Source organism: Halalkalibacter suaedae (genome assembly GCF_017939705.1).
In the GTDB taxonomy this organism is placed as follows: Bacteria; Bacillota; Bacilli; order Bacillales; family Bacillaceae_D; genus Halalkalibacter; species Halalkalibacter suaedae.
Genome location: NZ_JAGKSQ010000001.1, coordinates 586357 through 600819, shown reverse-complemented (window position 1 = coordinate 600819; position 14463 = coordinate 586357). Strand labels below are relative to the sequence as shown.

The window sequence follows — 14463 nt, the reverse complement described above, 5'->3', positions numbered from 1 at the left end:
TTATTAATGATTAGTATTATCATACCTACTTTAGGTTTAAGAAAAGATGAGCTTAATCGGCTGTTTACGAGTCTTGCCGATCAAACATCACAGGAATTTGAAGTTATCGTTGTATCACAAGGAAACCATGACACTGTATCAGAGTTACTTGCACATTATAAGTTTTCATATAAGCATATTGAGTTAAACCGCAAAGGATTGTCCTACGCAAGAAACATTGGGTTGGCTGAAGTCTCCGGTACTATTGTGACTTTTTCTGATGATGATTGTTGGTATGATAGGAATGCCTTTGAAAAAGTAATCGCCTTTTTTAACACTAATACCTCGGGGCTTGTATGTTATCAGATTTTTGACCCTGAACAAAATCTGTATTATAAGAATTATTCAGCAAAAAGTGAGTTAAATGTTAAATTAAGGCATTTGTTTCGAATCTCTTCTATTGAAATATTCGTGAATTTGAACGTTGTTGATAAAGGCAAGATTGCTTTTGATGAGGATTTTGGTTTAGGAGCGAAGTACCCCAGTGGAGAAGAAAATATTTTTCTTAATGACATGAGGCGGGCTGGATTCACAATAAGCTATCAACCGGATATTGTTGTCTATCACTTAAAACCAACTACCGAGTCAAGGTTGAATTACAGGACCTTTTTGAGTAAAGGGCCGTTGTTTAGAAGAATGTTTAATCTTCCTATAGGATTCGTCCTTCTAACAATGCTTTTCATAAAAAAAATAAATCATCTTGAAAAGCCTGTTAAATATTATCTAGATACGATTAAAGAACTTTTCGCATATAAATAAAAAAGATCTCCATTCTTACTACTAAGTTGTAGAAGGAAGGAGATCTTTTTTTTAATTAGAACCATAACGGGGAAACTCAAGCAAATCTAGTTTATAATAGCCATCCTCTTCAATCCAATCAGTATAATAGAGCATCTGTCCCCTAGGATTAAACCGAAATAATTCATCCTTTACAAGAATGTATCGAGTATGAGGAAATTCGGTTAATGTTTGCTGTAAATTGAGAAAATCATCTTCTTGAATGTTGCTGTTCTTTGATATTAAAGTAGAGAACATAGGCCAGTTAAGTTCCTGTATATTATTGCGTATGTAACTGTCTCCTTCTAGTGGAGTTCGAACAACTAATGTTTGATCCCCGCAACCTGTTAAGATAAAACAAATTATAATCAATATAGGTAAGAAAATGCGAACCTTCATAAAATCCCCCAAAATGTATTAGTAACTCAATTATAGTATTTAATTTGAAAAAATGAAATAAGTTTTCTTTACGAGATCGTGACAAGTGTTTTCCAGATAGAATGATTGTGATATGATTATTGAGCATAATAGAGATGAAAAGATGAGGTATCTAAATTGGCAAAATTAACTGACTTTCTTCAAAGCAATCTTGAAAAAATAATACTAGTTTTAATGGCCATTTTTATGTTTTTGGCACCGTTCTCTGTTTCAAGGATCTATCAAACATTGTTACCAGCTCCTACTTCTGTTCTTGTTACCTTTTTATCTGGATTTGGTTTGTTATTTTTGATTGTCTACTTTAAATACGTTAGTAAGCAATCGTCCCTACTAAACCCACTAGACAAAGAACAAAGAGCTTTTGTACTTGCGTTGTATATTCCAGGTCTTATCGCTATACTAGCAGGAGCATATAATTTAACTGTGGTTCTTTCTAGTGAATATGTTGAGTATTTTACGGCTTCACTGCCAACAAGAGTTATTAACATGTTGTTGTTTCTAATATTATTTGTGTGTTTTCTAAAATTCATCTCTTTGCTTTCAAATCAAACGCTTGAATCGATTGCTAAAGCCTATGTGTATGGAATTTTTGTAATTATTTTGTTTGGGATTTGGCAATTCCTACATTTCCTGATTGGATATCCAATGTTTACTCTAGACACACGTTCGTTTGTACATAGTGTTAACAGCGATGTTCTCTTTAATTTCCGTTTGACGTCTTTAACGGATGAACCAAGTTATCTTGTTCCATTTCTTATTGATGGATTATTAATTGCATTTTTCTTTTTTAAGAGTAAGCTGCGTTATTTTATTCAATTCTTCTTGCCAGGGATGTTTGTTCTTATCTTCTCCTTTGCAGTAAGTGGTTATGCTAATCTTGCAATGGTTATAGCCTTTATTGTTCTTATTTTAATTACTGCAAGAATGCCGAACAAAAAGAAAGTGTTCATTTACAGTTGCTATGGTTTAATCCCACTTATTATTATTGGATTATTTAATACAGGATTAGTTATGCAATTCCTAAGTCCAATCTTGGGAAGAGTGGAAACTATTTTTGATATTCAGCATCATAGCAGACTTTATATGCTTGTAATGCCTTTCTTCTGGCTGTTTGATTATTCGATTATCAATAGCATCTTTGGCTTTGGACCAGGTGGATATGAGTTCTTAAACCTAACTAAATTCCTTCATCATCGTGGTTCGGTTGCAGTGACATCAAATAATGTATTTATCGATATCTTGTTTGAACATGGGATATTTGGATTTATTGTTTTTACAACAATGTTTGTCACAATAGGTGTAAAACTATTTCTAAAACGGAACGAGAACAATTACTACCTTTATGCAATTATTTTATGGTTTCACTTAGCGGTTACATCATTATATCGGTCTGATTTTGCGTCGCCACGTTTCTGGGCAGTCATAATCATTATGTTTATCATAATGGAACTAGCCAAACGTCGTTCAGTAAAGACATCAATTAAATAAGGAGTGTTTGTTATGAAGGTGAAAAAAGCTATCATTCCAGCAGCCGGTTTAGGAACAAGATTTTTACCTGCAACGAAGGCACAGCCTAAAGAAATGTTGCCAATTGTAGATAGACCAACAATCCAATATATTATTGAAGAAGCAGTCGCTTCTGGCATTGAAGATATCCTGATCGTATCTGGACGTGGAAAGAGGGCAATTGAAGACCACTTTGACCGTTCACTTGAGCTCGAGGAAACATTACTGGCAAAGGGCAAGATTGAGCAGCTTGCGGAAGTGAAGGCCATTTCCGACATGGCAGATATCCATTATATTCGTCAAAAAGAACCTAAGGGACTAGGACATGCCATCTGGTGTGCACGTAAATTTGTCGGAGACGATCCGTTCGCTGTTATGCTTGGAGATGACATTGTTGTTTCTGAGGAACCATGTTTGAAGCAGTTAATCAATTTATTTGAAGAAAAGCAATCTACAGTAATTGGAGTACAAGAAGTCGAAAGAAGTTTATTATCGAACTATGGTGTGATTAACTATGGGACTAAGGATGGAGATATTTATACTGTTAATGGTCTTGTTGAAAAGCCGCCAATGGACGAGGCTCCATCTAATTTGGCCATTATGGGTAGATATGTGTTAACCCCGGCAATCTTTGATATCCTTAGTAATCAAACGCCAGGTGCAGGGAACGAGATCCAACTAACGGATGCCCTGCAACAGCTAACCTTTTCTCAGGATATGTATGCATATGCATTTAAAGGAAAGCGATATGACATCGGAAATAAGCTTGGCTTTGTCCAAGCAACAGTTGACTTTGCTCTTATGCGTGACGATCTAAAGGATTCTGTTAAAGAGTATTTGATAGAAAAAATGAAGGAACTTCAATAATAAACAAGGTTGATTGAGTATATGTCATTACTCAAAGGCAACAATGAACGGATAAGTGAACAATATTTCTAGAAGTAAGAGGATGTGTTTTTGGAATTTAGTTCCTTTGCACATCCTCATGTTTATGATTGGGTTTAGAGGAGAGAGGGTTTAATATGAAAATTGTAAAAAGGATATTTTGGATGGTATTACTAGTCTTTTTTTTAACAGGTTTCTTTTTTATGGACCAAACTGAAAGTATTAAATATCAAGATGAGCACGATATACCCGAATTAAGTCCAAACCAAAAACAAGAAATTATGACTTATATGGAAGTCGCTAAGTTCAAATTATATAAGCTTGAAAAAGAAGAGAATGAAGAGTCATCTCTTAAGACAAGAGAAGACTATGAAGAATATTTAAGTCGCTATTTCAGTGACCCTTTTTTAAGTGAGTTTGTAAACCATAAAATTCTTGAACAAACAGAAGGAGATGAAGAATACGATCAATTTATTAACCGATACGTGTCACTATCTTCAGATTTAAATCGTCCTATATATACACTGCTTGAACAAGATACAGAAGCAATGGTTTCATGGTACGACAGAGATAACAAGCTACGAGTAAATGTGATCGTAATTAGAGAGGCATCCCAGTGGAAGATCTCGAGTATTGAGTTTAAGGAGGAGTATCAAGATGGACAAAACTAACGAGAATCCTCTAGTTTCCATTATTACCCCTGTGTACAAGGCTGAATTATATATTGAGGGAATGATTGAATCTGTTCAAGCTCAAACGTATGAGAATTGGGAACTCATTATGGTTGATGACAAATCTCCAGATCGTTCAAGTCAAATCATCAAAAAGTATGCTGCAGAGGATAATCGAATCAGATTAATCAGTTTAAATGAAAATTCGGGTGCTGCTATTGCTCGAAACACAGCGATAGAAAATTCAAATGGAAAATACATTGCTTTTTTGGATAGTGATGATCAATGGCTTCCAGCTAAATTAACTAAGCAGATTCATTTTATGGAAACAAATCATATCGATTTCTCTTTTACGGAATACGAAAATATGACTGTAGACGGTGTAAGGACAGGAAAAGTAATTCATATCCCTGAGGTTATTGACTATGAAGGATTGTTAAGGAATACAATTATTGGATGTTTAACAGTAATGATTAATAGGGAAAAGGTCAAAGACATTAAGATGGTTAATATGCGGACAAGACAAGACTTCGTATTATGGTTGTCAATTTTGAAACGTGGCTACAAAGCATATGGCCTTCAAGAAAATTTAGCGCTTTATCGAAAAGGTGCCAACTCCATTTCTTCTAATAAGTTGAAGGCAGCTAAGCAAAATTGGTACGTATACAGAAAAATCGAGAAACTTTCGTTAATTAAGACAGTACGATGTTTTCTCTCCTATGCAATGAGCTCAGCACGTAAGCATATTTAGTACCTTTAATTGGGATTTTGGTGAATGTGGAATGATTAGTTCTTTATTTGGGACATTAAAAATATAGTCCCATACAACTAATATCATTTGTAACTTAATGAAAAAGTTTGTAATTATTCAGCCCGGACAAAATTTCTGTTGAAATCCCTGAAAGATAAGATTACTATGTATTAAGTGGTTTACGTTTTTAAATTGAAAGTAGGTGTAAGTTTGAGTCAGTTGGAGTTATATATTCTTGCCTTTTTTGTTGCTTTTACAGTATCGCTTCTTTCGACACCACTTGTGATTAAGTTTGCAAAAGCAATAGGCGCAGTTGATCAACCTGATTATCGGAAAGTTCATAAGCAAGTAATGCCTAGAATGGGTGGGATTGCTATTATTATAGGGACAATCGCTGGATTCCTAATTGTCCCAGTTGAATCACCATATATTACTTCTATTATTGTAGGAGCAGGAATTATTGTTATTGTTGGTTTATTGGATGATTTGTATACACTTTCTGCAAAATATAAGCTAATCGGCCAGTTATTGGCAGCGGGTATTGTTGTCATGTCTGGTCTTAGAATAGAATTAATCAATTTACCTTTTGATGTCCAGATTCAATTAGGATTTGTGCTAAGTGCAATTTTAACTGTACTATGGATTGTTGCCATAACTAATGCCATTAATTTAATTGATGGATTGGACGGGTTAGCAGCTGGTGTATCAACAATTGCTCTAGCTTCAATCCTAGCGATGGCTATACTTGATGGGCAATACCTAGTTGTTCCAATTGCCATTATTTTAATTGGAAGTATTCTTGGATTTCTACCGTTTAACTTCAATCCTGCAAAGATCTTTATGGGCGATACAGGAGCTCTCTTTTTAGGATACGCAATTGCCGTTATATCTGTTATGGGATTATTCAAAAGTGTTACTGTATTTAGCTTAGTTATACCAATTATAATCCTGGCAATTCCGATTTTCGATACAATCTTTGCGATTGTAAGAAGAATCTTGAATAAGAAAAAGATCTCTGAACCAGATAAGTCACACTTACATCACTGCTTATTAGAGATGGGATTCAGTCACCGCAAGACGGTTTTAATAATATATGTTGTCAATATATTCTTTGGAGTATCTGCTATCGTTTTCTCCAACGCTGCACTTTGGGGATCAGTTATCATTATCGCCGTCTTACTTCTTCTTATCGAGTTGTCAGCAGAATTGATTGGACTCATTGGGAACCGAAGAAAGCCACTAATAAATATGTTTAGACGGTTTGTGCTGAAGCGACCAGTTAGAAAGCATAGTAATTAATATGAAATGTTTGAGGTGATGCCTCAAACATTTTTTTTGTTATTAATAAGTGATTCCCGTAACGATCCAATACGGAATCATTCATTTATAGCCAAAAAATTACCCGAGCTGAGATGGGAAAGTCATACTGTAATTCGTGTTCATAAAAGTCAGAACTTCTAAGTAAATAGTAAAGAAGAAAATTCAGTTGTAAAATTATAACACAATGAATTTTCTGACTTATTACGAAAGTCGAAATAAAATTATACATATTAGTGAATGTTCATACATTGAATGGGTTTGTTGTTTTAATCTTACGTCATATACCCTACAAGTCCTATACTTTGAAAATTAAGGAAATATGAATAGAATGTATAGAGTCACAAGTGATTTTTATTGTATAAATTATATTTAAAAAATGTACGAAAATATTTGATAGATCAACGTAGTATTGTATTCGTAACTTATCGTAATTATATCTGATAATTTCGAAAAAAATAGCGTGTATAAGTTGATTTTCTAACGATAATCAAAAAAATATGAGTTATGTTATAATTTCTCACAAGATATTTATTATTTTAATAATATTGAATATTGCATAAAAAAAAATAATGACTTATAATAACGTTAGTCCAATTTACGAAATCCGCAAAAAAAATTAACGATAATTTCATTTTCGTAATATCTAAGCATTTGTTCTTTGAAATGCGTAAGTGAAAAGAGTGAGATTTATGGGGAAGTTAGATGAAGTAGATGTAGCTATTCTAGGTTACTTGCAAGAGAACGGGAAACGATCTTATACAGAAATAGCCAAAATGCTTAATGTAAGTGAGGGAACTGTTAGAACACGTATTAACAAGATGTTAAAGGATGGAGTATTTGAATTCATTATTCATATGGATCCAAATATGATCGGATTAAATGTTCAAGTGATCATTGGGATATCTACTAAACTAGGACAGCAAGAAACGATCGCAAATTGGTTAAATACTTTCCAGGAAGTACGATTTGTCGGTGCTTTCTCAGGTCGATATGATTTGCTTATCCAAGCTTATTTTAAAAACAATGATGATCTTGTCCACTTTGTAAATAAAGAACTTGCAACAATGGATGGAATTCTATCAGTTGATGTGAATATTGAATTAAAGCAGTATAAAGATTCTTTCTCTTATATAGTAAAAAAAGACTAGCAGCTTGTAAGTCTTTATAGATGAGGTGTGTAAACATGGAAACGAAACAGCCCGTGTTAAAAGTAGAAAATTTAAAAACTTATTTTAACCTTGGTGATGATAAAGTGGCAAAAGCTGTCGACGGGGTTAGCTTTCATATCGATGAGGGTGAAACGTTGGCTCTTGTTGGTGAATCTGGTAGTGGGAAGAGTATCACTTCATTATCAATCATGCAGCTAATTCCTTCACCACCAGGCGAAATTATTGATGGTAGCATCTCTTTATCAGGAAAGAATTTACTAGATCTTTCAGAGAAAGAGATGGTTCATGTTCGTGGTAATGAGATGGGGATGATCTTCCAAGAGCCAATGACATCACTTAATCCCGTTTTTACAATCGGGAACCAAATCGCCGAACCATTAATGAAGCATAAAAAGATGAAAAAGAAAGAAGCACTAAAGGAAGCTATTAATCTATTGAAATTAGTAGGTTTTCCGCGAGCTGAACAAATTGTTAATGAATATCCGCATCAGCTCTCAGGTGGGATGAGACAACGTGTCATGATCGCGATGGCGATGTCCTGTAATCCTAAATTGTTAATTGCTGATGAACCTACGACAGCATTAGATGTGACGATCCAGCAGCAGATTCTAGATTTAATGATAGATGTTAAGAAGAAGTATGGTTCTTCTATTCTATTAATTACACATGACCTTGGTGTTGTCGCTGAAGTCGCTGATCGCGTCGTTGTTATGTATGGTGGTCAGATTGTTGAAGAGGCGAGTGTCTATAATTTGTTCACTGAACCGAAGCATCCGTATACGGTTGGGCTACTCGAAAGTATGCCGAATCTAGAAAGTACTGGTGAACGATTAGGTTCAATCCCGGGGATGGTTCCTCCTGCCCATGACTTTCCGCAAGGCTGTCGCTTTGCACCAAGATGTAAGCATGCAATGGACATCTGTACGAAGGATGTTCCAGAGCTTTTCAACGTAGATGAAGGACATCAAGTTCGATGTGTTCTGTTTGCGGAGGAAGGGGAGAAAGTAGCGAGATGACAAACACAAGAGAAACATTAGTTGAAGTTAGGAATTTGAAGAAATACTTCCCTGTTAAAGGTGGGTTAATCCAACGTACAGTTGGGCATGTCAAGGCAGTGGATGATATCAGCTTTGATATTTATAAAGGTGAAACACTTGGAATTGTTGGTGAATCTGGTTCAGGGAAATCGACAATGGGTCGCCTGCTGATCCGTTTACTTGATCCAACAGAGGGACAAATCACGTTTAATGGTCAGAATATTACGAAGTTGCCGAATCGTAAGTTGAGACCGCTTCGCAAGCAGATGCAAATGGTGTTCCAGGATCCATATGCGTCATTGAATCCAAGAATGACTGTTGGTGAACTAATTGAAGAACCAATGATTGTTCAAAATACAATGAAATCTGCTGAGCGAAAAGCGAAAGTGATTGAGCTTTTAGGGAAGGTTGGCTTGAATGAACAAGCACGCATGAAATACCCGCATGAGTTTTCCGGTGGTCAACGTCAGCGGATCGGTATTGCAAGAGCTCTGTCGACAAGACCTGACTTTATCATCGGTGATGAGCCTGTATCTGCTTTGGATGTGTCGGTTCAATCACAAGTTCTAAACTTGATGGCTGATTTACAAGATGAATACAAGTTAACATATTTGTTCATCGCTCATGATTTAAGTGTTGTGAAGCATATTAGTGACCGGGTCGCTGTTATGTACTTAGGTAGAATTGCTGAAATTGCTCCTAAGGATGCACTCTATAGTGAACCGCTTCATCCGTATACACAAGCATTAATTTCTGCGATTCCATCAACAGATGTAACGAAGAAGCGCGAAAAAATAAGATTAGAGGGTGACTTACCAAGTCCTTCTAATCCTCCGTCTGGCTGTTCTTTCCGAACGCGCTGTCCGAAAGCACATGAAAGATGTGCAATTGAGCGTCCTGAACTAACAGATATGGGTAATGAGCATTTTGTTGCATGTCATTTATATACAAATGAAGATGGAACGAAAAAAGAAATCATTCATTAAAGGAGGTGGTTCTTCAGTAAGTAGGCACTCAAGTAGGTTGCACGAATGGTGTATGGTAAAAAATCTATGTTCAAAAAGTTAAGGGGGATATGATGAAAAAGAAGAGTCTTTTATTCATGTTAATTGCACTATTGTCATTTGGTTTATTATTAGCTGCTTGTGGTGGCGAAACAGAAGATCCAGCAGAAACAGAGACAGAAACAGAAGGTGAAGAAGGCGGGGAAGCAGCAACTGGTGAACCGCAAAAGGGTGGAACAGTTACAGCTGCGATGTTCTCAGCACCTGGGCATCAATTCAATCCGATCTTCTATGCGGATTCATATGAAGCAAATATTTTAGATTTCACACATGAAGCGTTAGTTGGGCTTGATGAGAACCTTGAATTCATTCCTGAACTTGCTTCAGATTGGAAATTTAATGATGATTTCACTGAGTTAACTTATACATTAGAAGAAGGCGTTAAATGGCATGATGGTGAAGAATTTACTGCTGAAGACGTAGTATTCACTTATACTGCAATTGCTGATCCAGCTTATACAGCTGCTGGTGGTGTGCGTGTAGATTATGTTAACCAATTAGTTGGTTATGAAGAGTATGTTGCTGGTGAAGCTGACACATTTGAAGGTGTTAAAGCTGATGGTGACTATTCTGTAACATTCTATTTCAAAGAGCCAAGTATTACTGCATTACAATACACTAGTTTCCCAATTATTCCTCAGCACGTTTTTGCTGATGTTCCAGTAGCTGATATGCCTGCACATGCTGCATCTCGTGACGCTGGTTCAGTCATCGGTACAGGTCCATTCCAATTAACTGATATGCAAGAAGGCGAGCAATATGTTCTTTCTGCACATGCTGATTACTGGAAGGGTGCTCCGTACCTTGATAGCGTAGTATGGCGTGTTGTTGATAACGCGATTATGACTGGTTTACTTCAAAATGAAGAAATCGACATGGTTGGTCTTCCTGGTGGGGTTCCATCTACAGATGCTGCTGATGTCGATGCATTAGAAAATGTTGAATTAGTTCAAGACCAAGATTTCGGTTACCAATATATTGGATTTAAGCTTCACCACTCTGAAGGTGAGCAAGAAGATTGGACTGACAAATCTGGTTGGGTAGTAAATGAAAAGCTTAAAGATGTAGAAGTTCGTCAAGCGATTGCTTATGCTGTCAATCGTCAAGGATTTGTTGATGGTCTTATGGACGGTCAAGGTATGGTAATTAATGCACCATTCCCAGAAGCTTCTTGGGCATTTGATCCAGAGGCAGTCAACCAATATGATTACAGCCCAGAAAAAGCAATCGAATTACTTGATGGTGCTGGATACAAAGATACTGACGGAGATGGCTTCCGTGAAGATCCAAGTGGGAACAAATGGGTTCTTAACTTAGACTATCCATCTGGTAACCAAACACGTGAACGTACTGCACCAATCATTGTTGAAAACTTAGCTGAAGTTGGTATTGAAGTGAACATGCGTAGCCCGCGTGAAGCTGCAGCTCACTTTGAGTTAGTTGAGAAAAATAACACTGACTGGGATATGTATTTAGCTGGTTGGGGACTTTCAACTGGTGATCCAGATCCATCTGGTATCCACCGTTCGACTGCACCATACAACTACTTACGTTGGGATGATGCGAAGAGTGATGAGTTGTTAGATGCAGCTCTTAAAACTCCAGAAGCGTTTGAGTTAGAATACCGTCAAGAGATTTATAATGAGTGGGCTAACTATTTCTCTGAGCAACTTCCAGAGCTTCCGTTATACAGTGCTAACGTTAACGTTGCATTTAACACGAAGTTCCACGGTTGGACAGTTAAGCCACGTATGGTAAATGACGATGCTCACTTATGGTGGGTTGAACAATAATTAATAAAAAGTAGAAGTCATGGGTGCATGGTCTAGACCTGCTATGCACCCCCTTTTACTGAGTAGGGGAGGACAATCATGTATAAGTACATCACACGAAGGGTCTTACAATTCATTCCTATGCTTTTTGTCGTAACGGTTGTTATATTTTTACTAGCGTACGCAGCACCTGGAGACCCATTATCTGGTGAAATGCTTGATCCAAATATTCCACATGAGGTGTTGGAAGAGCGAAGAGAAGCATTGGGATTAAATGACCCGATTTATGTTCAATATTGGAATTGGCTATCTTCTGTTGCAGTAGGTGACTTTGGTCAATCCATGCAATTTACGGGCCGTTCAGTTACTGAACTGATTAGCACACGTATTATGAACACACTACATTTAGCCATCTTTTCACTGGCTGTTACGATTCTTGTTGCTATCCCAATTGGAATCTATTCTGCAAGAAAACCATATTCTGTACTTGACTATAGTGCAACTACTTTTGCTTTTCTCGGTCTTGCAACTCCAAACTTCTTTGCGGCGTTAATTGGAATTTACGTGTTCTCCTTTCAGCTTGGATGGTTTCCTTCCCAAGGGACAGTTTCAACTGTTGGGCTAACAGGTTTTGAGTATTTCGTTGATAAAATTCGTCACTTGATTCTTCCTGGTCTGACCCTCGGACTATCAAGTACGGCCGTTTATATGCGTTATATGAGAACGGAAATGTTAGAAATTATGGGAAGCGATTTTATTCGTACAGCACGTGCAAAGGGTCTTGGCCCGCGTCCGGTATTATACAAGCATACATTACGTAATGCATTAATTCCGATTATTACATTACTAGGATTTGAATTTGGTACTCTTTTAAGTGGTGCAGTTATTACAGAAGCAGTATTTAATTATCCAGGTCTTGGTACATTGTTCCTAGATTCAATTTCGAACAGAGATTACCCAGTGATTATGGCAATTAATCTAATTTTAGCAGTGTCAATTCTTATCGGGAATTTACTTGCTGATATTGGATATGCGATAGTCGATCCTAGAATACGTTACGATTGAGGTGAAGCGCGATGAGTGAAACAGCAGTACAACAACCAGGAAAAGTTGTGAAAAGTGTCAGTCCATTTCAGCTAGCTATGCGGCGCTTCTTTCGTAATAAACTAGCGATTTTAGGAATTATAATTTTAGTTATTTTCGTCCTAATCGCTGCTTTTGCGCCAGTTATTGCAACGCATGATCCAGTTAAGTCAGATCTATTAAATACAATGGCAAAACCAAGTGCTGAGAATTATTTAGGAACAGATAGCTCTGGTCGAGATAATTTCTCTCGTCTCGTTTACGGATCTAGAATCTCATTAACAATTGGTGTATCTGCGATGCTATTTACATTAGTTATTGGAGTATTCTTAGGATCTGTATCGGGATATTATGGAGGGAAAGTTGATAGTTTGATCATGCGTGCGGCCGATTTAATGTTAATCTTCCCGTTCCTGTTAATTGTTTTGACAATTATGGCGATTGCGGAAAAAGTAACGGTTCCATTGTTTGTGACCATTATTGCCTTAACGACCTGGCCGAATATTACTCGGATTTTACGAGGGACTTTCTTGTCCTTACGTGAAAAAGAGTATATACTAGGTGCTCGATCGATCGGCTGTTCTGACTTCCGTATTATTACAAAACACTTTTTGCCGAATGCGGTTGGACCCATTATTGTTAATGCGACCTTAATGATGGCAACGATGATTATTGTTGAATCAGGTTTAAGCTTTATTGGATTCGGAGTTCCGCAACCAACTCCAACCTGGGGAAACATGATTACAGAAGCACGGAGCTTACGAGTGTTAACGCAATTCCCTGAAGCGTGGTTACCACCAGGCCTAGCTATTTTGTTCACGGTACTGGCGATTAACTTTATCGGTGATGGGTTGCGAGATGCCTTTGATACGAAGAAATAAAATAAGAGTAAGAGGTAGAATCTACAGTTCTACCTCTTGTTTTTCTATATATGGGAGGAAAAATTAGATATGCGTATATTAGTAACCGGTTTTGAACCGTTCTTGGGTCATTCGATTAACCCAACAGAACGAATTGTAAATGAATTAAATGGAGAGTTTGTTGACGGGATAGAAGTGATTGGTGCAACAATGCCAGTTGCTTTTTCGAAATCCAGCGTACGATTAATCGAATTATATGAAGAGGTCAAACCAGATGCGGTCATTATGCTCGGGTTGGCAGCGGGGAGAAATCGAATCACACCAGAGCGAGTTGCAATTAACTGTAGTGATGGTGATGTTGATAATGAAGGGGTCACTCTAGAAGACGCTCCTATTAGAGAAGGAGGCCCTGCAGCTTATTTTTCCACACTTCCAATTAGAAAAATGGTAAATGAGCTTAATCAAGCAAGTATTCCTGCTCAAATATCAAATACAGCAGGAACGTATTTATGTAATCAAGTCATGTATACGTTGCTAGATTACTTAGCGGAAAGAGGAAAGGTTTGTCCTGTCGGCTTTGTCCACATTCCGGCGAGCCATGAGCTTGCTGTTACGAATCCGAAATTGCCAAGTATGTCACATAGTGAACTGATTCGAGCGATAAAAGTGATTATAAAATGTCTTAAGTGAAATGTCGAAAAAAGAAACCCTTTGCTTAGTCAAGGGTTTCTTTTTTGATTTTTCCGAAAAAACTGATAATGTTTTCTGTATATACTATTCTTGAAAAGTTTTGAAAAAATTGTAAAATAAGAGTTTGAAGATAAATACTACGATTTTAATAAAGATCGTTGCAAATAAAACGTTAAATTCCTATTAATTCTTACGATGTTATAAATTCTCACAAACTATTAGCTTATTTATTTTGAATACGTATTGCAATCAATTATAGAAAATCATATAATAATATAGTGAAATTTTATAAAATTTTTAGAATATTTAAATGATATTTTAACATTTTATAAGATTATTATGTATTATTAAGTCGAAACAGCTTACTTTGTAAGTGTCGGATTGGGTCGAAGGAGCTTCTA

At 36.6% G+C, this 14463-nt stretch carries 14 protein-coding genes; 13 read left to right on the top strand and 1 reads right to left on the bottom strand.

Annotated elements, in window-relative coordinates; translation table 11 throughout:
* The first annotated feature begins 6 nt into the window (after positions 1 to 6).
* Complete coding sequence (locus J7W16_RS02910) at positions 7 to 798, top strand: glycosyltransferase family 2 protein (protein WP_210595682.1); 792 nt, start codon at positions 7 to 9, stop codon at positions 796 to 798.
* 51 nt (positions 799 to 849) lie between these two features.
* On the opposite strand, the gene J7W16_RS02905 is transcribed toward J7W16_RS02910, so the two are convergent.
* A complete protein-coding gene (locus J7W16_RS02905; protein ID WP_210595681.1) occupies positions 850 to 1215 on the bottom strand; it encodes a hypothetical protein in 366 nt (121 codons plus the stop codon).
* Between the two features lie 156 nt (positions 1216 to 1371).
* On the opposite strand from J7W16_RS02905, the gene J7W16_RS02900 reads away from it, so the two are divergent.
* The 12 genes from J7W16_RS02900 to pcp all read left to right on the top strand — a co-directional run bounded on the left by J7W16_RS02900 (position 1372) and on the right by pcp (position 14062).
* Positions 1372 to 2742: an O-antigen ligase family protein gene (locus J7W16_RS02900; protein WP_210595680.1), complete on the top strand. Its 1371-nt coding sequence runs from the start codon at positions 1372 to 1374 to the stop codon at positions 2740 to 2742.
* Between the two features lie 12 nt (positions 2743 to 2754).
* On the top strand, positions 2755 to 3627 hold the full coding sequence (galU, locus tag J7W16_RS02895) for a UTP--glucose-1-phosphate uridylyltransferase GalU (RefSeq protein ID WP_210595679.1): 873 nt from the start codon (positions 2755 to 2757) through the stop codon (positions 3625 to 3627).
* Positions 3628 to 3782: 155 nt separating this feature from the next.
* Positions 3783 to 4316 (top strand): hypothetical protein, encoded by a 534-nt coding sequence (locus J7W16_RS02890; protein ID WP_210595678.1) that lies wholly within the window; start codon positions 3783 to 3785, stop codon positions 4314 to 4316.
* The gene (locus J7W16_RS02885) at positions 4303 to 5067 is read left to right on the top strand and encodes a glycosyltransferase family 2 protein (protein ID WP_210595677.1); all 765 of its coding nucleotides are present in this window, start codon (positions 4303 to 4305) and stop codon (positions 5065 to 5067) included. The genes J7W16_RS02890 and J7W16_RS02885 overlap by 14 nt, the downstream gene beginning before the upstream one ends.
* 210 nt (positions 5068 to 5277) lie before the next feature.
* Positions 5278 to 6366, top strand: a complete 1089-nt coding sequence (locus tag J7W16_RS02880; protein ID WP_246879804.1) for a glycosyltransferase family 4 protein — start codon at positions 5278 to 5280, stop codon at positions 6364 to 6366.
* A 710-nt stretch (positions 6367 to 7076) separates the two neighbouring features.
* Complete coding sequence (locus tag J7W16_RS02875) at positions 7077 to 7535, top strand: Lrp/AsnC family transcriptional regulator (protein WP_210595676.1); 459 nt, start codon at positions 7077 to 7079, stop codon at positions 7533 to 7535.
* A gap of 35 nt (positions 7536 to 7570) precedes the next feature.
* A complete protein-coding gene (locus J7W16_RS02870; RefSeq protein ID WP_210595675.1) occupies positions 7571 to 8572 on the top strand; it encodes an ABC transporter ATP-binding protein in 1002 nt (333 codons plus the stop codon).
* Complete coding sequence (locus J7W16_RS02865; RefSeq protein ID WP_210595674.1) at positions 8569 to 9579, top strand: ABC transporter ATP-binding protein; 1011 nt, start codon at positions 8569 to 8571, stop codon at positions 9577 to 9579. The genes J7W16_RS02870 and J7W16_RS02865 overlap by 4 nt, the downstream gene beginning before the upstream one ends.
* Positions 9580 to 9671: 92 nt before the next feature.
* Positions 9672 to 11450 carry a peptide-binding protein gene (locus J7W16_RS02860; protein ID WP_210595673.1) on the top strand — a complete coding sequence of 593 codons (1779 nt, stop codon included), beginning with the start codon at positions 9672 to 9674 and terminating at the stop codon, positions 11448 to 11450.
* Between the two features lie 78 nt (positions 11451 to 11528).
* Positions 11529 to 12494: an ABC transporter permease gene (locus J7W16_RS02855; RefSeq protein ID WP_210595672.1), complete on the top strand. Its 966-nt coding sequence runs from the start codon at positions 11529 to 11531 to the stop codon at positions 12492 to 12494.
* An 11-nt stretch (positions 12495 to 12505) separates the two neighbouring features.
* The gene (gene opp4C / locus J7W16_RS02850; RefSeq protein ID WP_210595671.1) at positions 12506 to 13393 is read left to right on the top strand and encodes an oligopeptide ABC transporter permease; all 888 of its coding nucleotides are present in this window, start codon (positions 12506 to 12508) and stop codon (positions 13391 to 13393) included.
* 69 nt (positions 13394 to 13462) lie between these two features.
* Positions 13463 to 14062, top strand: coding sequence for a pyroglutamyl-peptidase I (gene pcp, locus J7W16_RS02845; RefSeq protein WP_210595670.1), 600 nt, complete (start codon positions 13463 to 13465; stop codon positions 14060 to 14062).
* The last annotated feature ends 401 nt before the right edge of the window (positions 14063 to 14463 follow it).